The sequence below is a fragment of the Siminovitchia fortis genome (genome assembly GCF_007681465.1).
Classification (GTDB): Bacteria; Bacillota; Bacilli; order Bacillales; family Bacillaceae_C; genus Siminovitchia; species Siminovitchia fortis.
In genome coordinates this window covers 25935-44699 of sequence record NZ_VEKZ01000026.1, presented here as the reverse complement: position 1 = coordinate 44699, position 18765 = coordinate 25935, and the positions used below count along the sequence as shown (strand labels likewise).

Below are 18765 nucleotides of genomic sequence, written 5' to 3'. Positions count from 1 at the left end.
GCTGAAAATGGGTAAAATCAGCCTGCTTTTCAAGCTTTTAACAAACTACGTCACGGATTCAGGATACCATAAAGAAAATGTATTTATCCAAAATTACCTAAGTAAATATGCCGAAGACGGGCGGATTCAGTGTGAAACTGGATGCTGGAATTTTTTATATTTGGAATTGGATAATAGTTCTTCCTTCTAAATATTACCATTCATTTGAGCCGCCATTGCCTTTTTTCGGAGCCTTTGATGATAAGATAATGAGCCTGCTATGATAAAGATGAGTCAATCACTTGAAAATAACACCGTCATAACTACAGCGTTGGATACTTGCTCTTGATCGCGGTACCACTTCTTAGTGATTGCTGAAAAGGGTCGGGGGGCATACCACCAAACTTACAATTGATTTCCGTGGTAATGTGTTTTTTCCCTTCCACCATCAACCAAGTGCGCGAACAAGATCAAGGGTGGTGGAAGTGTTGATCAAATAACTGGATCATTCTTTGGCGATGCTAGCTCAAAATTATGTCACAAGTAGTATTGTCTGATGTCTTTATTTACCCGTCCCAGTTTGAAGGAGCTACAAACTTCCAATTATTCAATTACTGCAGTTATTTGATCTCACGTAAGCTTTGAACCACTTTTGTGAAAGCTCTTTGATAAAGGTAGCCTTCCTAAATCTTTAGAACATGAAAGGTCTGGTATGATAGACGAATACTCCTTTCGACTAAACGATTTCCATACGAGTTAGTTGAGTGGATTAGCGGTTCACGGGGGTAGGACAATTGTCCATCTTAAAAAGTTCAATACGCAAATAACTTGATCAGTTAGGTCTAGCTCATAGTCTTAATGAATTCGTAGGAATCTGGTTAAATCAATATTTGACTCCCTTTATGTAATTTCCATGCAGGCCCTTTGGGTTGTAAAAACGCCAAATGTACATCGGAGACCAATCCATGGTATGGATAATGGTCTTATATTCCAAGCTAAAATCTATAAATTGCAGCATGCCAATCTCAAAACGGGCGGCTTTCCGGATCACTGGGACGAGTCTTGGCTTATCCTAGGAAGTGGGTATCGTTTTGCTTATGAACTAAGCCCGTGGCTGGCTGGATTAGTATAAACGGCTTTAGCCGGCCTGTCCATTTCAGTTTGCGTATGTATTCGATCTGTTTTCCTTACCCAATCCGTATAAGACTTCCCCGGCAAAGACTTTGTCAAAGCGAGTACCTGCGACCCTAAACTGTTGGATCAACACTACCAACGACAGTTAACAGAAGTGGAAAAGCCGATTGCAGGAATCCATCCAGCCAATGATCAAAACAGACAATGATTTTTCGAACGGAAACTCTGAAATTCCCTTCTAGATGGAATCAAAACAACGCAATGTGCCTTCGATCTGTTATAGGAACTTAAGAGATGGAAGCAATCTCGTAATAGTGATGAAATTTTTTAAATGAACCTAAACTTTAAATATAATAGGTTTGTAGTAAGCTTACCTTAAAGGTGCTCCTTTTTGGGATTGTAGTTCTCACAAACTCAGTTATAGCAAAGGCTGGAGACCTTTTATATTTAGGTACTAGATTTTGCTTTCCTAATTCCATGCGTATAAAAAACTTTTAAGTAATTTTTAGACTTCGAACAAATTTGGATATATTAAAGGAAGGAGAGTCATCTCTTTGAAAGGTATCATATTAGCTGGAGGTAGCGGAACACGATTATATCCACTAACAATGGTAACAAGTAAACAATTACTACCAGTATACGATAAACCTATGATTTATTACCCGTTATCTACTTTAATGCTTTCTGGAATTAGAGATATATTGATTATTTCAACCCCGGAAGATATTTCTCGGTTTGAATGTTTACTAGGGGATGGTATGCAATTTGGAATGAATTTCCATTATAAAATTCAACCGAGTCCTGACGGTTTAGCTCAGGCTTTTTTAATTGGTGAGGAATTCATCGGTGATGATTCTGTTGCAATGATACTAGGTGACAACATTTATTATGGGAGCGGCATGAGAAAGATTTTACAAAGGGCAGCTAGAAAAGAAGCAGGAGCAACTGTATTTGGATATCATGTACAGGATCCCCAGCGATTCGGTGTTGTGGAGTTTGATAAAAATGGTAAAGTTATCAGTGTTGAAGAGAAACCACAAATACCAAAATCTAATTATGCTATTACCGGGTTATATTTTTATGATAATCGTGTTGTTGAAATTGCTAAAAAAGTAAAGCCATCAACGCGAGGTGAACTTGAAATTACTTCTATAAATGATGCCTATTTACAATTAGGAGAATTGGATGTTGAACTATTAGGGCGGGGGTTTACTTGGTTAGATACTGGAACACACCAAAGTCTAGTAGAAGCAACTAACTTTGTAAAGACAGTAGAAGAGCATCAAGGAATTAAGATTGCAGCTCCTGAAGAAATTGCGTATATAAATGGATGGATCAATAAAGAAACATTATTAGAATGTAGTGATAAATTAGGGAAAACAGGATATGGCCAATATTTACGGAAAGTAGCCAATGGAGAAATACAATATTGAGCACTGAAAGAAGTGGACTAGATGAAAATTACTAAAACAAACTTAGAAGGAGTATTGATTATTGAACCAGCAATGTTTGGTGATCATCGTGGCTGGTTTATGGAAACATATAATGAAGGAAAGTTTATACAGGCAGGCTTAGATTTAAAATTTGTTCAAGATAACCACTCGTTTTCTGCTGTTAAGGGAACTCTAAGGGGCTTACATTATCAACTAAGCCCTAAAGCGCAAACAAAACTAGTACGATGTACAAGAGGAGCTATATTTGATGTAGCCGTTGATATTCGCAAAAACAGCCCAACTTTTGGTAAATGGTTAGGACTAGAATTAACTGCAGAAAACAAAAAGCAATTATTAATTCCTAAGGGATTTGCACACGGATTTATTACATTAACTGAGAATGTGGAAGTACAATACAAGGTTGATGAGCTGTATGCACCGGAATGTGACCGAGGGATTATATGGAATGATCCTACCATTGAGATTAATTGGCCTATTGATATTTCACCTATCTTATCAGAGAAAGATAAAAAAGCTCCGTTATTAAATGATGCCGATAATAACTTTGTTTATGGAGAATAAATCTATGAAAATCTTAGTTACAGGATACACCGGGCAACTTGGTTATGATGTTGTTAAGCATGGTTTAGAGTCGGGGTTTAATATGGTCGGTCTCGGTTCAAAAGATTTAGATATCACACAAGAAAGTGATGTTATTTCTTTTATAAGAAAACAAAGTCCGGATGCAATTATTCACTGTGCCGCTTATACAGCGGTAGATAACGCAGAAGATGATAAGCAGACATGCTGGGATATTAATGTTAAAGGTACAATTAATTTGGCAAGTGCTGGCAAAGAGGTAAATGCGAAGTTTATGTATATTAGTAGCGACTATGTATTTGATGGTAGTGGTGAAGTGCCATTTAAGGAATCGGATTCTACTAGACCAATTGGTTATTATGGACAAACAAAGCTTGAAGGTGAGACTGCAATCAAGCAATTATTAGATAAATTGTTCATTGTTCGAATTTCTTGGGTCTTTGGAATAAATGGGAAAAATTTTGTTAAAACCATGTTAGAATTATCTAATAGTCGAGATGAACTAAATGTGGTCGGAGATCAAGTCGGCTCTCCCACCTATACTTTTGATTTGGCCCGTCTATTAATAGAGATGATACAGACTGATAAATATGGAGTTTATCACGCTTCTAATGAAGGTTTCTGCAGCTGGGCGGAATTTGCAGAGGAGATATTTCGACAAGCAAATAAACAAGTTAAAGTTAATCCGATAACAACTGAGGAATATCCTACACGTGCCCCGCGACCCAAAAATTCAAGAATGTCCAAGCAAAAGTTAGTAGATAATGGGTTTCCTTTGTTACCTAGCTGGCAAGATGCTGTAAAACGTTACTTAAATGAACTGGCTAATGAGGTGAAATAATTGAGAAAGAAAATATTGGTCACTGGTGGAGCAGGCTTCATTGGCGGAAATTTTGTACACTATATGGTCAATAAATATCCACAATACGATATATATAATTTAGATTTGTTAACCTATGCGGGGGATTTGACAAAACATTGTGGTATTGAGTCAAAGCAAAACTACCAGTTTATAAAAGCTGATATTGCAGATAGAAAGGCGATCATTCCTCTTTTTGAGGAAGAAGATTTTGATTATGTAATTCATTTCGCTGCAGAAAGCCATGTTGATCGATCTATTACTGATCCGGAAATTTTTGTTCGCACAAACATACTGGGAACGCAAGTCTTGTTAGATGCTGCAAAACAAATTGGCGTCACTAAATTTATTCATGTATCAACTGATGAGGTATATGGCGAACTTGATTTTGATCCCAACACTTTTTTTACAGAGGATACTCCTTTACAGCCAAACAGCCCTTATAGTGCAAGTAAAGCATCTTCAGATTTGTTAGTACGTTCTTATCACGAAACGTTTGGGTTACCGGTAAATATAACCCGTTGTTCAAACAATTATGGACCGTACCATTTTCCCGAAAAATTGATTCCCCTTACCATATCCCGTGCATTAAACGATCAAAAGATACCTGTCTATGGTGATGGAAAGAATATACGTGATTGGCTGCATGTCATTGATCATTGCGCCGCAATTGATCTTGTAATGCATGAAGGTGGAAATGGTGAGGTATATAATGTAGGTGGTCATAATGAACGAACAAATTTGGAGGTTGTTAAAGCAATAATTAATACCTTAGGAAAATCTGAAGAGTTAATAGAATTTGTAGAGGATCGTTTGGGGCATGATAAACGTTATGCCATAGATCCCACCAAGTTGGAAAAACTCGGATGGAAGCCAACCTATAATTTTGAATCTGGAATAGCTCAAACCATCCAATGGTATTTGGAAAATAAAGAGTGGTGGGAACAAATTATCACTGGAGAATACCAACATTACTTTGAAAAGCAATATAGTCTATAAAGATTAATTCTAAATTTTATTTAAATGATTAATTCTCTTGACTCAGATTGAAGGAGTATCATATAAATGAAAATAACAGTAGCAGGGACCGGCTATGTAGGATTATCCAATGCTATACTATTGGCACAGCAAAATGAAGTTATAGCACTCGATATTCTTCAAGAAAAGGTAGATATGATCAATAATAGAAGGTCTCCAATTATCGATAATGAAATTGAAGAGTTTTTAGCAACAAAGGAGCTTAACATAACAGCTACGACTGATAATTATTTAGCATTTAAAGATGCCGAATATGTCATTATCTCTACACCAACCAATTATGATCCGGATAAAAATTATTTTAATACTAGAACAGTGGAAGCTGTTATTGCCAATGTATTGTCTATTAATCCTGATGCGGTGATGGTAATCAAATCTACTGTCCCAGTAGGATTTACAAAGCAAATAAGAGAGAAGTTTGAAACGGATAATATTATTTTCTCACCCGAGTTTCTAAGAGAAGGAAAAGCTTTGTATGATAATTTATATCCTTCCAGGGTCATTGTTGGGGAACAATCCGAAAGAGCAAAGGTATTTGCAGACCTTTTAGTGCAGGGAGCCATTAAGAAAGACATTCCTGTTTTATTTACAAATTCAACGGAAGCTGAAGCCATTAAGTTATTTGCCAACACATACTTGGCTATGAGAGTGGCCTTTTTTAATGAGCTAGATTCGTATGCGGAGATTAGAGGGCTGGATACAAAGCAAATTATTGAAGGTGTCGGGCTGGATCCCAGGATAGGCAACCATTATAATAACCCTTCTTTTGGATATGGCGGTTACTGTTTGCCGAAAGATACAAAACAGCTGTTGGCTAATTATGAAGATGTTCCGAACAATATTATGTCAGCCATTGTTGAAGCCAACAGAACACGCAAAGATCATATTGCGGATATGATCATTAAACGCCAGCCTAAAATTGTTGGCATTTACCGGCTGACCATGAAAACCGATTCCGATAACTTTAGACAGTCAGCGATCCAAGGGGTCATGAAGCGGATTAAGGGTAAGGGTATTGAAGTTGTCGTGTACGAGCCTGCACTTACCGAAGATCAATTTTATAACTCCAGGGTTATCAATGACTTTGAAGAATTTAAGAGGGTTTCTAATGTGATTGTTGCAAATCGCTTGTCCGATGACCTGAGAGATGTTAGGGAAAAGGTATATACGAGGGATTTGTTTAGCAGGGATTAATATTACAAATTAAAGTAAGATTATTTATTGAATTAAGGGGCGTGACCTCCATTGTGTTAAAGCGCTAAAGCGATTTCTCCGATTCCATGCAGACCGGCTGGGGATGTCCTGTCTTTGAAAGGTATTTGGGTAAGGGCGGAATGTTGGAGAAAATTGTCTAAGACTTCTATTTTTGTCATTCAAGGTGTCCTTTTTCACAAACCCCCTCTATATAAGAGATGAGATCAGCGGCCGATGCAAGGTTCAAGGTTGGCATGGTCAGCTGTTTAATATTTCAATAAGGGGGATATGACATGAGCAAGTTGTTGATTCAGGAGCATCCTTTGTTGATCATTCCGACGCTGGCCGTGAAGCTCGGATTGAATGAAGCGGTGGTGCTACAGCAAATGCATTATTGGCTGATGAAGAGCAGGCATACCCGGAACAAGCGCAAGTGGGTCTACAACACGTACAGGGAGTGGCAGGAGCAGCTTCCATTCTGGTCGGAGAGCACAGTAAAACGCACAATTAAGTCGCTGGAGAAGAAAGGTTTGGTCGTATCCGGCACGTTCAATCGGTCCAAGATGGATCAGACGAAATGGTACACGCTAGATTATGAAAAATTGGCAGAAATGGTTGCGGAAAATCAGATTGGGCTGACGCCTGTTCCAGATGATATGACGGACGGATCTTCCTGCCCGGAAGGAGAGGTCAGATTGACCAAACCAATACCAGAGACTACATCAAAGACTACAACAGAGAATATATATATTCCCCTTTTCAAGGTCGTTGATTATTTGAATGAGCAAACAGGTTCTTCCTATTATTGATTATCCACACGTATAGGAATGCCTAAATGTTTTCCTTGGGAAACATTCTCACTTGTAGTGATTAGAAATAGGGTGTATGGGGATAACGTAAGCATTTAGACTCTTTTATAAAGGAAAAGAATAACATATGACTCAACAACCTACAACCTTATATATTATTGGTAACGGTTTTGACTTGCTCCATGGAGTTAAGTCAAGCTATTTTTTGTTTAGGGAATATATCAGGAAGCGAGATAAAGCACTAAGCTTCGAAATGGATACTTATTTCGAATGTGAGAATTTCTGGGGTGATTTTGAAAATAACCTGGCTTTTCTTTCTCGTGAAATGGTCATGGAATCAGTGGATACAATGCTTGATACCTATATGGACACATTTGATGAAGATGATGATGACTTCTCTTATGCTGATTATTTTGCGGCTATTGAAATGGGGACTCAAGTCATTCCTGAGCTGCTCGATAATTTGCCTATGCGGTTTAAACAATGGATTAAAACATTATACCCTCAAGCTGGGATGAAAGAAGCCCTCGATATGCTATTTAACCATGATGCTTTGTATCTAAATTTTAATTATACGGAGTTTCTTGAAACGCTTTATGGAGTACCTAAAAATAATATCCTGTACATTCACGGTGATAGGAGAGATCAGAAAAAGAAATTGATTATAGGTCATGGCCGCGATCCAAGTAAGGATTTTGCTGACTGGTATGAAAGAAATAAAGGAGAGCGGCGATTCAACAGTTATCGCAGGGGTAGAAAAGGTAGGAGATACGGAAACGATAGTTTGACCTATCTTACTTATTTCAATAAGGACGAAGGTAAAGGTAATTGGAGAAATCCAATTCGCTACTATGCTGCAGACAATGCAGCAGGAACAATTGAAAGTTATTTTGAGAATTCTGCTAAGAATACGAAAGAAATAATAACTGACAACTTGGCATTCTTTCATTCGCTCAAAGGTATGAAAGAGATTGTCGTGATTGGGCATTCTTTATCGCCGGTTGATCACCCTTACTTTAGGAAAATTATCGAAGAAAATATAATGCCCGATAAGCTACATTGGAAAATCAGCTGGTACAGCGATGCTGATAAAGATAGGATTAGAAAATTTTCATCGATAATGGGAATAAATGAGCAGAATATCGAGATGTTTAATCTCAGGTAGGTCCGTTGTCATTCTTTTAAAATTTGTAGAGTTTTGTAGGATGATAGGCTACTTGAAAGTCATTGTTTAAATTACCCGCTAGGCTATAGGATTTGGCAGTTTAGCTCGAAGGCATTTGGTACTATATTGTTCTCACTGAGGAGCGGTTAAAGGTGCAGGATAGATTGAAGGAACATTTGCAATCTTAAGTGGTAGGCTCTTCATTGAAAGGTAGAGCGGTGAACAACTTTGCAAGAAGGGTGCTTTTGCAAAAACACCCTTCTCACATTGAGTAATATCCACCCTTTCCTTAATGCACAAACTCCTGCAAAAACGGATATTTCTCAACGAACTCTTTGAATGTCCCTTTGTCATGGATTAACTCATAGCTCCCTGTATAACAGGATGCATGGGTAATGGTATTGATAAAGTCTAACAATACAACGTCTGTCTCTTGAAAAACTTCTCTGCATTTTGGACAATGGATTTTTAACATTTAGATTCTCCTTACTTTACTGGAATTTAAAAAAGAGCAGTTCATTATAATATTCAATTTACAACTAATCAGTTCCTCTTTTAATATGAAGGATATCGCTTTCGATTTCTTTCATGAATTCGGATGGATCTAGTTCGAAAGCGGCTGCTAAAGAACTGATGGTACTAAGAAGCGGCTCTTGCTTGTTGGTTTCCAGTTTGTTTATCGTTTTTCTGTCAAAGTTTACTATACCATGCTAGATCTTCCTGGGAGAACTGGTTGCTCATTCCAGTCTCTTTAATGTGGGGCCGATATACATGAGTTTCCATTGATCTATGTGAATTCTCCTTTTTAAAGCCATTAGATACCAAGGAGAAAACTTGCAACACGGTGTGCAATGCCCAAAACTTTCCTAAGAGAAACTTTTATCTTTAGGGATTGAATAATGAAAGAAGGCATATAAAAGGAGTATTGGCGTTACTCAGTTAAGACGGAGTTTTTAAAGATGACATATCTCCTTGTTTTGTCGGCAATAGCGACATCAATGGAGTAAGAGCCTAACTGGAGGTGGAGTATTGACAACGTACGGTTTTGATTATTCAAAGGCCCTTTCGTTCTTTGATGAAGATAAAATGATCACCATGCAGCATGAAATTGAGAAAATACATCATTTACTGCACGACCCGATAGCAATGGAAAGCCAATACCTTGGCTGGGTAGGTCTACCGCAAAGAGAGCAGACGGAATTCCGGCAGATTCAAGAAGCTGCCGCCAGAATTAAAAATAATAGTGATGTTTTATTGGTGATTGGTGTTGGCGGGTCTTACCTAGGGGCTAGAGCAGCGATTGAAATGATTAATCATAGCTTCTATCATTCATTCGAGAACAGCTACCCCCATGTTATATTTGTCGGAAATAATTTCAGTTCGACATACATATCAGATGTGATGGACTTGCTTGAAGGAAAAGATTTTTCCATTAACGTGATTTCCAAGTCAGGTACGACGACAGAGCCGGCGATCGCCTTTCGGATATTCCGTAAGTTGCTTGAGGAACGCTACGGGAAGGAAGAAGCAAGAGTAAGAATATATGCAACAACTGACCGGGAAAAGGGAGCCTTGAAGGCTCTTGCAGATGAAGAAGGATATGAGACTTTTGTTGTCCCGGATGATATCGGAGGAAGATATTCGGTACTGACAGCTGTCGGCTTGCTGCCGATGGCAGTGAGCGGGATTGATATTGGGAGAGTCCTGGATGGAGCGAAACAAGCTTTCGAAGATATGAGTTCGCCTAATCTTAAGGACAATGCAGCGTATCAATATGCTGCGATCCGCAACATCCTGTACAACAAAGGAAAAACGATTGAAATGCTCGTCAACTATGAGCCGCGCATGAAATATTTTGCCGAGTGGTGGAAGCAACTGTTTGGGGAAAGTGAAGGAAAAGAAGGAAAAGGCATCTTCCCGGCTTCAGTCAAATTTTCCACAGACCTTCATTCCATGGGCCAATATATCCAGGATGGCAGAAGAGATTTATTTGAAACTGTTATCAAGGTGAAGGCGCCACGGCGAGACCTTGTCCTAGAGGCTGAAGAAAATGATTTGGATGGACTTAATTATCTGGCCGGCCAAACGCTTGATTATGTCAATACAAAAGCCTTTGAAGGTGCATTGATGGCCCATACGGATGGGGGCGTTCCGAATTTGGTGATTGAGGTCCCTTCAATGGATGCTCATGCTTTCGGGTATCTTGTGTACTTTTTCCAGAAAGCCTGTGCGATGAGCGGCTATTTATTGGGTGTGAACCCATTTGACCAGCCGGGCGTTGAGATGTATAAGAAAAACATGTTTGCTTTGCTTGGAAAGCCGGGGTATGAAGAGAGAAAAGCAGAGTTGGAACAGCGGCTCCATAAAGGTTTTAAGCAGACGGTGACGGAATAGGAGCTTGCTTTTTAAAACTCAAGTGAATGACTTGCGGCGTGTGATATGATGTAAATAGGAATATTGATAGTAGGGGTTTAGTTATTCAGCTCTTGTTTTTCAAGACTGGTGTTGGGAAAAATCTCTTCATTTAAAAATATGATCCAAAGTAGTTAAAATATGGTTGGAGGCTGTGAGGGTATGAGCCGAATCTAAGCGGATATGATCTGAGATTGCGCGATATGATCCGAAATAGCAGAAATATGATCCAGACTAGCGAAGATATGATCCATGGAAGATTATGATCCGAGACAAATGGCAAAGGAAAAATTGTAGGAGGGCTGAATAAAATGAAATGGCAAGAAGCCAGGGAACTATTTCCAAATCAATTTCTATTGGTTTCTATTCTTGATTATCACGAAGAAGGAGATAAGAAAATAGTCACCGAGGTAGCCCCGATACGAACCGTTTCTGATAAGAATGCAAACAAAGAGTTTTTTCAGGCCAAAGAAGGAACAATGGTTTATCATACATCTAACAAGGATTTTGTGATTCATATTCGAAGAGATCCATTAATAAAGGTGAGACGGCTTCAATGAAACTTTTATATGATGGACAACTTATTACGACAGCGCTTTTTGTTTCATTTCGCGGGAAATCTTTAAAAATTGAGGATGTAATAGTGGATACTGGTTCCTCCCATACCGTCATAAGCCCAGACGTTTTAGAATACATTGGAGTCTGTTATGAAAATGGCGATACGATCTATGAAGCTTATGGGATTGGAGGTACTGTTCCATTTTATACAAAAACAATGGATGAAGTACGAATTGATACATTTACAATAAAAGATTTTGAATTAGATGTACAATCATAATGGATTGTTAGGATTAGATATATTAAAAGGATATGGTTTTAAGATCGACCTGGAAAGGCTTGAATTATTTCCGCCAACAAAGTAAGGGCAGGATGGAACTGCAAAAGCCAAATCGTTCATACTTCAAACACTCAAGTGAAAATGACTTGGGTTTTATTTTTTATCGAAAGGATTTTATATATGGCATGGAGATCGAAATTGGATCATTGGTTAAAGACTTTGCCGGAAGGTGAACAACTAAGGGAAGAATTACATTCTCGTAAAGCCGATGAACAGTTTTTGGAAGACTGTTTTTACAAAGAGTTGGAATTCGGGACTGGTGGCATGCGCGGCGAGCTTGGACCCGGTACGAATCGAATGAATATTTTTACTGTAAGGAAGGCTGCTGCGGGGCTTGCGCGGTTTATCGTTGAGCAGGGCGAAGAAGCAATGAAGCGAGGCGTCGCCATTGCCTATGACTGCAGGCATATGTCCCCTGAATTCGCTTTGGAAGTGGCCAAGACGGTTGGACATTATGGGGTAAAGGCTTATTTATTTGATGAGCTGCGCCCAACACCGGTATTGTCATTTGCCGTCCGCTATTTGAGAGCTTATGCCGGAGTGGTCATCACTGCCAGTCACAATCCTCCTGAATATAACGGATTCAAGGTGTATGGGGAAGATGGGGGGCAGCTGCCACCTGAAGCTTCGGATGCATTGATAAAATATGTGCATGAGATAGAGGATGAACTGGCCATTGAGGTGGGGGATGAGCACCAACTGCTGAAGGAAGGCCTGCTCACATATATCGGTGACAAAGTGGACAGGGCTTATTTGGATGCTTTGATGTCCATCCAGCTGAATCGCGATGTGGTGGAGAAAACTGCGGATGATTTTTCAGTCGTATTCACCCCCTTGCATGGTACGGCCAACAAGCCGGTCAGAGCGGGTCTTGCCGCGTTTGGATTTAGCAATGTAACAGTTGTGGAGGAGCAGGAGCTCCCTGATGGCGATTTTTCAACTGTTTCTTCACCAAATCCGGAGGAGCATGCTGCCTTTGAGATAGCTATGCGGTATGGCAGGAAGCATGATGCGAATATTTTGCTGGCGACCGATCCGGACGCCGACCGGCTTGGTGTAGCGGTGAAAAATGATGCAGGCGAGTATGTTGTACTGACAGGCAACCAGACGGGAGCGTTGATGCTTCATTATTTGCTTGAGCAGAAAGCCGGAGACCTGCCGGAAAACGGAGTGGTCATCAAAACGATTGTAACGTCGGAATTTGGACGGGCGATTGCTTCTGCATTTGGAATGAAGACACTGGATACCCTGACTGGATTTAAATTCATTGGTGAAAAAATCAAGGAATTTGAACAAACAGGAGAACATACCTTCTTATTCGGATATGAAGAGAGCTATGGGTATCTGGTGGGTGACTTTGTCCGCGATAAGGATGCTGTGCAATCGGCAGTTTTTGCGGCGGAAGTGGCAGCATTTTATAAGAGCCGGGGCAAGTCTCTTTATGACGGGTTAATGGAACTTTATGAGCGATATGGATACTACCAGGAATCATTGCAGTCTTTGACATTGAAAGGGAAAGATGGGGCAGAGCAGATTGGCCGGATTTTAGAGGATTTCCGTGAAAACCCGCCTTCTAAGGTAAACGGTGTGATGGTTGTCGAAGCGGAGGACTATGCCAAAGGTGAGAGTTTGCATATTGATACTGGGATGAAAGCCCCTATCCATCTTCCAAAGTCCAATGTGCTAAAGTATAAGCTCGCTGATGGGTCCTGGTTCTGTGTAAGACCATCGGGCACTGAGCCGAAGTGTAAGTTTTACTTTGGGGTGAAAGGCGAGTCGATGGCTGACGCGCGAGAGAGGCTGAAGGCATTGGAAAATGCTGTGATGGGGCGAGTGAATGATTTTTTATCAGAAAAGTAAATGAGCAGACATTGGGGTGTCAAATCTTAAATCAAGAAGGAAAATGAATATGGGCAGAACAAAGAAAAAAAGAACTTGGTTAAAGGTTCTTCTTTTATTAATTCTAATTGGTATCGTCGGCACAGGGGCATACGGCTACTCCATCTATCATAACCTGCAAAAGACGGCGAAGGGTGTGCATACACCCCTTGACCGTGATCCGGTCGTCAAAAGGCCGTCTAAGCTTGATATGAAGAAAAAGGAACCTTTTTCCGTATTGATGCTTGGAGTTGACGAGAGGGAAGGAGACAAAGGCCGTTCGGACACGATGATCGTCATCACGGTTAATCCTGAGAAGAAATCAATGGACATGCTGAGCATACCCCGTGATACTCGTGTAGAGATTGTTGGAAAAGGGATTGACGATAAAATAAATCATGCCTATGCATTCGGCGGGATAGAAATGTCTATGAATACAGTTGAGAAATATCTTGATATTCCTATAGACTATTATATAAAAGTGAATATGGAAGGTTTTAAGGAAATTGTCGATGCTGTTGGCGGAATCACGGTCAATAATGATTTGGACTTTTCAGTGAGCGCCACGCATTTTCCGGAAGGAGAAATCTCCTTGAACGGTGAGGAAGCATTAAAGTACAGCCGTATGCGTAAAGAGGACCCTCGCGGTGACTTTGGCCGCCAAATGCGGCAGCGCCAAGTCATTCAAGGTGTCATCAAAAAAGGGGCAAACGTTTCTACCTTATGGAAATACGACGATATGCTTAAAGCTGTCGGCAACAATGTAGAGACAAACATTTCCTTTGATGAAATGAAGAGCATCCAGAAGAACTATGGTGAAGCCCGCAAGCATGTGGAACAGATACAAATTGATGGAAGCGGAACAAAGATTGACGGCATTTGGTATTATATCGTTCCTGAGGAAGAGCGTGCAAACATCCAAAACCGTTTGAAGGAGCATTTGGGGTTGGAATAGTAAGTTATCAAACTAAGCCAGGAATTTCCTTTGGGGAGGTCCTGGCTTAGTTCTTTATAATGGTTCATGTGAAAATATTCACATGGGTCATTTTAGATTAGCAGATACCTGACACCGCCTCGGATTTTGTCAAGAGGCCTTGTGTGAATTCATAGGAACAGGTGTTCCTTTCTGTGCTATAATATAAAAAGTACAGGATAGGGAGGGAGAGTTATCATGGATCGAACGACCATTTTCATTAGTTCTGTTGCTCAAGATTCTCTTACGTCTATAAGACAGGCTGTATTTGAGGAAATTAAGAGAATTGGACATGAACCTATACGATTTGAAGATACTATGAGATATATACATGAAGATTCTATCCAAACCTGTTTAGAATATGTTTCAAGGTGCGACATTTTTCTTTTATTTATTGCTGATAAAGCAGGTACAATGGTGGCTGATGAAGGTAAAACGGTGACGCATCTTGAATTCCTGCGAGCTTATTCTGAAAAAAAGCGATTAATTGTCTATGTGTTTGATCATATACTCGATATGTATTTTCGGGAAATTCGACCTAAAATCAGAAAAGCTTTGGATAAGCATATAGAGGAATATGAAAAAGAACCTGAGTCTATGGTCAACTTTATAAATGAATGCATTGATGTACAATCTATAGCAGTAGACCCTTATATTTGGTACTTCTTATATGATGCGGACCAAAAGGGGATATACTTTGAAAGATGCTCTATCGGGGCAGACATTACATCAAATATAACTTCCTACCTTTCTTCCTTATTTAAAGAAAGTTTACAGTATTTGAATATTCGTTCCGAAATAGAACAGAGTCTTGAATATGTGAATGTTTATGGGGATTATTATGAGAAATCTCTTGAAATTATCAGTTTGTTTCATAAAGGCAAAATTGAAAATTGGAGAAGCTTTCTCGCCATCCTGCGTTCGCAAATGAGCGGTTTTAATATCCTTTCTTTGCGGACTAAGTACCAACAAGAATCAGTAGGTGCAATTATGGAATCTAATGCAGTCACCGTATATGAAAAAATCGGCGACCAAATGATCTGTAAAGAATATGATGGGATAGCAACACCTGATAATTTTCCCTTTGATGATTTAACTTCTTATGTTGTCCAGACTTATCGTGACAATGAGAATAATGAAAAACTGTATTATTCTTTGGAAAAAAAGACATGTTATTTTTTGTTTAAGGCAGGTTCATATGTTTTTTGTTTTCATCTCCCATTATTAGGGGTATGGGATCATTATAAACTTCAGACTTATCAAGAGCATATATTTAATGCTATACTTGAATCAAAGGGCTACACATATTGTTACCTTGTGAAAACATTATTTGGAGGTCTGGTAAATGAGTAATAAAGAAAATGTTATTTTAATTGCCTCCGCCCCAAAGGGATATGGAAAGAAAGTCGTCACCAATCGAATGAATCAAATGAAGCAGGACCGCGCCAATTTAAAAAATAAACTTGCGCATATTAAAAGTTTATCACGAAATATTAAATAAACATCCCAAAAAATTGCCCCCTTTACTTTCCTGTAAAGTGGGTTTTTGCATGCTGAGGAGATTTCCGAAAGGTTATCCATACGACGATATGCTTGATGCCATTGGCAACAATGTAGAGACCAACATTTCCTTTGATGAAATGAAGAGCATCCAGAAGAACTACGCAGAGGCCTGCCATCATGTCGAACAGATACAAATAGATGGAAGCGGAACAAAGATTGATGGCATTTGGTATTATATCGTTCCTGAAGAGGAGCGTGCAAACATCCGAAACCGTTTGAAGAAGCATTTGGGGTTGGACTAGTAAGTTTTCAAACTAAGCCAGGAACTTCCTTTGGGAAGGTCCTGGCTTAGTTCTTTATATCGGTTCATGTGAAAAATTTCACATGAGTTATTTTAGATTAGTTGATGCCTGACACCTAAAGATATAAGCCGAAGAATCGGATATATGGTCCAAAGTTCTAGAAAAACTGAACCTTCTAGAATATATGCGATTCGTTCATGTAACTTTCATATTCTTGACAGTATATCCACCTATGGGTCCATGCTCTTTTTAAAAACATCGCTCTTGGTATACCTTAACCTCGAATAATCGGAAATCCCCCTGTGACCTACTCCTGGCATCCGTTAAGAAGCGCTTGGCAAGCCAATGAGTGTGCTTTCACGCAATATCATAGTGATTTGTATCCAATATGATCAAAAAGCACTTGATTATGTCATTAATAATCAAGTGCTTTTTATGTACCATTATTGTTATTATTATGCTCTTCTTTTATAAACTTCCAATAACGGTTCAACCGATTAACATTAAAATTAGGTTGTTGTCCGATCTCCTCTAAAAAAGATGACTTCTTCATTTCTTTAACCGCGAGCCATTCCGATTCTGTTAATGTTACATCTTCTGAAAAAGAATAATAAACCGGATGATTCGGCGTATTGATGATGCCAAGTAAATAGTCAACGGACACTTGGTAAAATTGGGCAATTTTATAAAGAGTCTCTAATGAAGGTTCATTCCGACCTTGTTCATAATAACCATAAGCACTAGTTGTTACATTAAGCTTTTTTGCAATCTCTTCTTGCTTGTATCCGTGTTCAATACGTAAATCTTTTAAACGCTCTTTAAAAATGTCCATGGCAATCCCCCTAGCTACAAGAAAATTATACAGCCAGGATAGAATTATGTGCCTAAATACAACTAAATGTCTAAATAATGTTTACAAACAACAATTTGTTGTATATACTGAATGAAACATGCAAATTTTTCTTAGTGGTTCCCAGAATTTTATTGGGATTTCACTTTCGGTAGGTGAATAGATTATCACTTGGGATAATAGATAATATCTCTTACTACTAGCTGTTTATCAATACTATCAGTGAGGTGAAAAAGGCTTTTAAACAAATGAAAGCGGATACGTAGAGATTAATATTTGTCGCCATTATGCAATGGATTTTTGTTTGGAGAGTTTTTTAATCAATGTGAAGTCTGTGTGGCATCATCTAGAATTCTTATCATGAATCAATATATCAGGAAGTTGTAGATTGCCTAAAAGAAAAAGCAAAACATATTAAGGTAGGAGGCCTTTGTCGAGTATAAACATCTTAATACTGTCAATTGATTGTCATCTTCAAATAGTTATTTAATAAAAATTCAGAAAAATTAATCTAAATATACGTTACCAATAAGTCGCAAAATATTAAAAATATAATTATTAGAAAAACAATACATTGAATGGCAGTATTCCAGGAGGTGAAATAAGAACATGCGAAAAAGGGATCCCCCTGAAATAAAAAAGAATGGTCCATAATTAGCTTTAATATTTTTATTATTACACTTAGGAGGCTTAGTTTTATGAGCAGAAAAATAGAAATAGAATTCCCTGATACAGAGATAAAAGTCCTGGCTACTTTATTGGATAATGATGAACCGGAATTATGTGATATGTTTTGGGATAGGTTGGAAACACCACAAAAAATGGCATGCGGGAATACATGGTCTACGGGTGATCTTTATGTTGCCGCTGCACGTCCTCCAAAGGAGCCTGTAAGTATCGGTTCGCAGGCTAACCCAATTGGAAGAAATCAGATTCCTCTTTGTGACCTAGAACCTGGAACTTTGGTTTACACAGGCCTAGAGGTTTGGGTTGCATATGGCAACAGTATAACGGAACCATTGGTACCTTCCGGTGCCGCAGTGGCTAAAGTTGATGAAGAATATTTAGATGATTTCTATAAAGCTGGAAGAAGTGTGTGGGAATCTAACTCAACACACCGTTTGGTTACTATGACAGTCAAAAGGAAGGTGGAGCAATATGTCTAAACATTGGAAGGAAGTAAAAGCAGAAATTGAACGTGAAATTGACCATATTTTTTGGGAGGAACCGGAAGAAGTAAAGATGAGCCGGTTAGGCATATTCCCTAGTGGAGCAGGCACGGATGGACAAGTTTTGGGGAATTTATTTTTCCTCGTCTGTGATACTCAGGCAATGGGCTGGTGGACTGTTGAGCCAGCAATACACTCAGCAATTGAAGATAAGGATTTTTCATTAGAACATTGTAAAAAAATGTGGAAGTATATGACGGTCCATATGGCTGCTCTGATGGGGGAAGTAATGGAACCGAATTGTCCAGCCCCATGGCTTAACTTACCAAAGTTATGGAAGTTTTGCCAAGACATTGTGGACTCGTTCGATACAGTAACAACTAAGGAAGAGTTTAAAAGTATAATTTGGAGTTGGGGAAACTATGTGAATTGCTTAAATCGGTGGTTTATGCTTATTTTCCCTATGGAACTTGGAAAAGCTTTTCCACGGGTAGAGCAGGATACAATTAAGGAGATGGCTCAATTATCCAATTTATTTACTAATGTGGCGGAAACTAGTATTTAAAAAT

General features: G+C 39.0%; 20 protein-coding genes. 18 read left to right on the top strand and 2 right to left on the bottom strand.

Annotation, left to right across the window (positions count from 1 at the left end):
* The 8 genes from FS666_RS20030 to FS666_RS10235 form a co-directional block, all read left to right on the top strand.
* A partial coding sequence (locus tag FS666_RS20030; RefSeq protein ID WP_222119508.1) for a hypothetical protein occupies window positions 1-190 on the top strand: 190 nt, incomplete at its 5' end.
* A gap of 1477 nt (window positions 191-1667) precedes the next feature.
* Entirely contained in the window at window positions 1668-2546 is an 879-nt protein-coding gene (rfbA, locus tag FS666_RS10265) for a glucose-1-phosphate thymidylyltransferase RfbA (RefSeq protein ID WP_144461934.1), read from the top strand.
* Window positions 2547-2567: 21 nt separating this feature from the next.
* Complete coding sequence (gene rfbC, locus FS666_RS10260) at window positions 2568-3128, top strand: dTDP-4-dehydrorhamnose 3,5-epimerase (RefSeq protein ID WP_144461936.1); 561 nt, start codon at window positions 2568-2570, stop codon at window positions 3126-3128.
* Window positions 3129-3132: 4 nt separating this feature from the next.
* The gene (gene rfbD, locus FS666_RS10255) at window positions 3133-3987 is read left to right on the top strand and encodes a dTDP-4-dehydrorhamnose reductase (RefSeq protein ID WP_144461938.1); all 855 of its coding nucleotides are present in this window, start codon (window positions 3133-3135) and stop codon (window positions 3985-3987) included.
* Window positions 3988-5004 carry a dTDP-glucose 4,6-dehydratase gene (rfbB, locus tag FS666_RS10250; RefSeq protein ID WP_144461940.1) on the top strand — a complete coding sequence of 339 codons (1017 nt, stop codon included), beginning with the start codon at window positions 3988-3990 and terminating at the stop codon, window positions 5002-5004.
* A gap of 66 nt (window positions 5005-5070) precedes the next feature.
* The gene (locus FS666_RS10245) at window positions 5071-6237 is read left to right on the top strand and encodes a nucleotide sugar dehydrogenase (RefSeq protein WP_144461941.1); all 1167 of its coding nucleotides are present in this window, start codon (window positions 5071-5073) and stop codon (window positions 6235-6237) included.
* A 293-nt stretch (window positions 6238-6530) separates the two neighbouring features.
* Window positions 6531-7046: a hypothetical protein gene (locus FS666_RS10240; protein ID WP_144461942.1), complete on the top strand. Its 516-nt coding sequence runs from the start codon at window positions 6531-6533 to the stop codon at window positions 7044-7046.
* Between the two features lie 127 nt (window positions 7047-7173).
* The gene (locus FS666_RS10235; protein WP_144461943.1) at window positions 7174-8211 is read left to right on the top strand and encodes a bacteriophage abortive infection AbiH family protein; all 1038 of its coding nucleotides are present in this window, start codon (window positions 7174-7176) and stop codon (window positions 8209-8211) included.
* A gap of 289 nt (window positions 8212-8500) precedes the next feature.
* On the opposite strand, the gene FS666_RS10230 is transcribed toward FS666_RS10235, so the two are convergent.
* Entirely contained in the window at window positions 8501-8686 is a 186-nt protein-coding gene (locus tag FS666_RS10230; protein ID WP_144461945.1) for a hypothetical protein, read from the bottom strand.
* Between the two features lie 554 nt (window positions 8687-9240).
* Between FS666_RS10230 and FS666_RS10225 the strand changes: the two genes are divergently transcribed.
* The 8 genes from FS666_RS10225 to FS666_RS10195 all read left to right on the top strand — a co-directional run bounded on the left by FS666_RS10225 (window position 9241) and on the right by FS666_RS10195 (window position 16177).
* Window positions 9241-10605 carry a glucose-6-phosphate isomerase gene (locus tag FS666_RS10225; RefSeq protein ID WP_144461947.1) on the top strand — a complete coding sequence of 455 codons (1365 nt, stop codon included), beginning with the start codon at window positions 9241-9243 and terminating at the stop codon, window positions 10603-10605.
* Window positions 10606-10934: 329 nt separating this feature from the next.
* Window positions 10935-11183, top strand: a complete 249-nt coding sequence (locus FS666_RS10220; protein ID WP_144461949.1) for a hypothetical protein — start codon at window positions 10935-10937, stop codon at window positions 11181-11183.
* Entirely contained in the window at window positions 11180-11461 is a 282-nt protein-coding gene (locus FS666_RS10215) for a retropepsin-like aspartic protease (RefSeq protein WP_244943895.1), read from the top strand. The genes FS666_RS10220 and FS666_RS10215 overlap by 4 nt, the downstream gene beginning before the upstream one ends.
* 180 nt (window positions 11462-11641) lie before the next feature.
* Window positions 11642-13381 (top strand): phospho-sugar mutase, encoded by a 1740-nt coding sequence (locus tag FS666_RS10210; RefSeq protein WP_144461951.1) that lies wholly within the window; start codon window positions 11642-11644, stop codon window positions 13379-13381.
* A 43-nt stretch (window positions 13382-13424) separates the two neighbouring features.
* The gene (gene tagU, locus FS666_RS10205) at window positions 13425-14354 is read left to right on the top strand and encodes a polyisoprenyl-teichoic acid--peptidoglycan teichoic acid transferase TagU (RefSeq protein ID WP_144461996.1); all 930 of its coding nucleotides are present in this window, start codon (window positions 13425-13427) and stop codon (window positions 14352-14354) included.
* 216 nt (window positions 14355-14570) lie between these two features.
* The gene (locus FS666_RS10200) at window positions 14571-15725 is read left to right on the top strand and encodes a DUF4062 domain-containing protein (protein ID WP_144461953.1); all 1155 of its coding nucleotides are present in this window, start codon (window positions 14571-14573) and stop codon (window positions 15723-15725) included.
* The gene (locus FS666_RS19805) at window positions 15718-15873 is read left to right on the top strand and encodes a hypothetical protein (RefSeq protein WP_018709017.1); all 156 of its coding nucleotides are present in this window, start codon (window positions 15718-15720) and stop codon (window positions 15871-15873) included. The genes FS666_RS10200 and FS666_RS19805 overlap by 8 nt, the downstream gene beginning before the upstream one ends.
* A gap of 49 nt (window positions 15874-15922) precedes the next feature.
* Entirely contained in the window at window positions 15923-16177 is a 255-nt protein-coding gene (locus FS666_RS10195) for an LCP family glycopolymer transferase (protein ID WP_186306536.1), read from the top strand.
* Window positions 16178-16610: 433 nt separating this feature from the next.
* Here FS666_RS10195 and FS666_RS10190 read toward each other — a convergent pair whose 3' ends face one another.
* Window positions 16611-17009 (bottom strand): helix-turn-helix domain-containing protein, encoded by a 399-nt coding sequence (locus FS666_RS10190; protein WP_144461955.1) that lies wholly within the window; start codon window positions 17007-17009, stop codon window positions 16611-16613.
* A 716-nt stretch (window positions 17010-17725) separates the two neighbouring features.
* Between FS666_RS10190 and FS666_RS10185 the strand changes: the two genes are divergently transcribed.
* Both FS666_RS10185 and FS666_RS10180 read left to right on the top strand, forming a co-directional pair.
* Window positions 17726-18193, top strand: coding sequence for a hypothetical protein (locus FS666_RS10185; RefSeq protein WP_144461957.1), 468 nt, complete (start codon window positions 17726-17728; stop codon window positions 18191-18193).
* Window positions 18186-18761 carry a cucumopine synthase-related protein gene (locus FS666_RS10180; protein WP_144461959.1) on the top strand — a complete coding sequence of 192 codons (576 nt, stop codon included), beginning with the start codon at window positions 18186-18188 and terminating at the stop codon, window positions 18759-18761. Before FS666_RS10185 ends, FS666_RS10180 begins: the two co-directional genes overlap by 8 nt.
* The last annotated feature ends 4 nt before the right edge of the window (window positions 18762-18765 follow it).

What these genes read in the sequence shown, in the direction of transcription:
- tagU (WP_144461996.1), top strand. Translation starts at nt 13,425, where the DNA reads ATGAATATGGGCAGAACAAAGAAAAAAAGAACTTGGTTAAAGGTTCTT.
- FS666_RS10230 (WP_144461945.1), bottom strand. Translation starts at nt 8,686, where the DNA reads ATGTTAAAAATCCATTGTCCAAAATGCAGAGAAGTTTTTCAAGAGACA.
- FS666_RS10220 (WP_144461949.1), top strand. Translation starts at nt 10,935, where the DNA reads ATGAAATGGCAAGAAGCCAGGGAACTATTTCCAAATCAATTTCTATTG.
- FS666_RS10235 (WP_144461943.1), top strand. Translation starts at nt 7,174, where the DNA reads ATGACTCAACAACCTACAACCTTATATATTATTGGTAACGGTTTTGAC.
- FS666_RS10240 (WP_144461942.1), top strand. Translation starts at nt 6,531, where the DNA reads ATGAGCAAGTTGTTGATTCAGGAGCATCCTTTGTTGATCATTCCGACG.
- rfbD (WP_144461938.1), top strand. Translation starts at nt 3,133, where the DNA reads ATGAAAATCTTAGTTACAGGATACACCGGGCAACTTGGTTATGATGTT.
- FS666_RS10185 (WP_144461957.1), top strand. Translation starts at nt 17,726, where the DNA reads ATGAGCAGAAAAATAGAAATAGAATTCCCTGATACAGAGATAAAAGTC.
- FS666_RS10200 (WP_144461953.1), top strand. Translation starts at nt 14,571, where the DNA reads ATGGATCGAACGACCATTTTCATTAGTTCTGTTGCTCAAGATTCTCTT.
- FS666_RS10215 (WP_244943895.1), top strand. Translation starts at nt 11,180, where the DNA reads ATGAAACTTTTATATGATGGACAACTTATTACGACAGCGCTTTTTGTT.
- FS666_RS10190 (WP_144461955.1), bottom strand. Translation starts at nt 17,009, where the DNA reads ATGGACATTTTTAAAGAGCGTTTAAAAGATTTACGTATTGAACACGGA.
- FS666_RS19805 (WP_018709017.1), top strand. Translation starts at nt 15,718, where the DNA reads ATGAGTAATAAAGAAAATGTTATTTTAATTGCCTCCGCCCCAAAGGGA.
- FS666_RS10210 (WP_144461951.1), top strand. Translation starts at nt 11,642, where the DNA reads ATGGCATGGAGATCGAAATTGGATCATTGGTTAAAGACTTTGCCGGAA.
- FS666_RS10180 (WP_144461959.1), top strand. Translation starts at nt 18,186, where the DNA reads ATGTCTAAACATTGGAAGGAAGTAAAAGCAGAAATTGAACGTGAAATT.
- FS666_RS10245 (WP_144461941.1), top strand. Translation starts at nt 5,071, where the DNA reads ATGAAAATAACAGTAGCAGGGACCGGCTATGTAGGATTATCCAATGCT.
- FS666_RS10195 (WP_186306536.1), top strand. Translation starts at nt 15,923, where the DNA reads ATGCTGAGGAGATTTCCGAAAGGTTATCCATACGACGATATGCTTGAT.
- rfbC (WP_144461936.1), top strand. Translation starts at nt 2,568, where the DNA reads ATGAAAATTACTAAAACAAACTTAGAAGGAGTATTGATTATTGAACCA.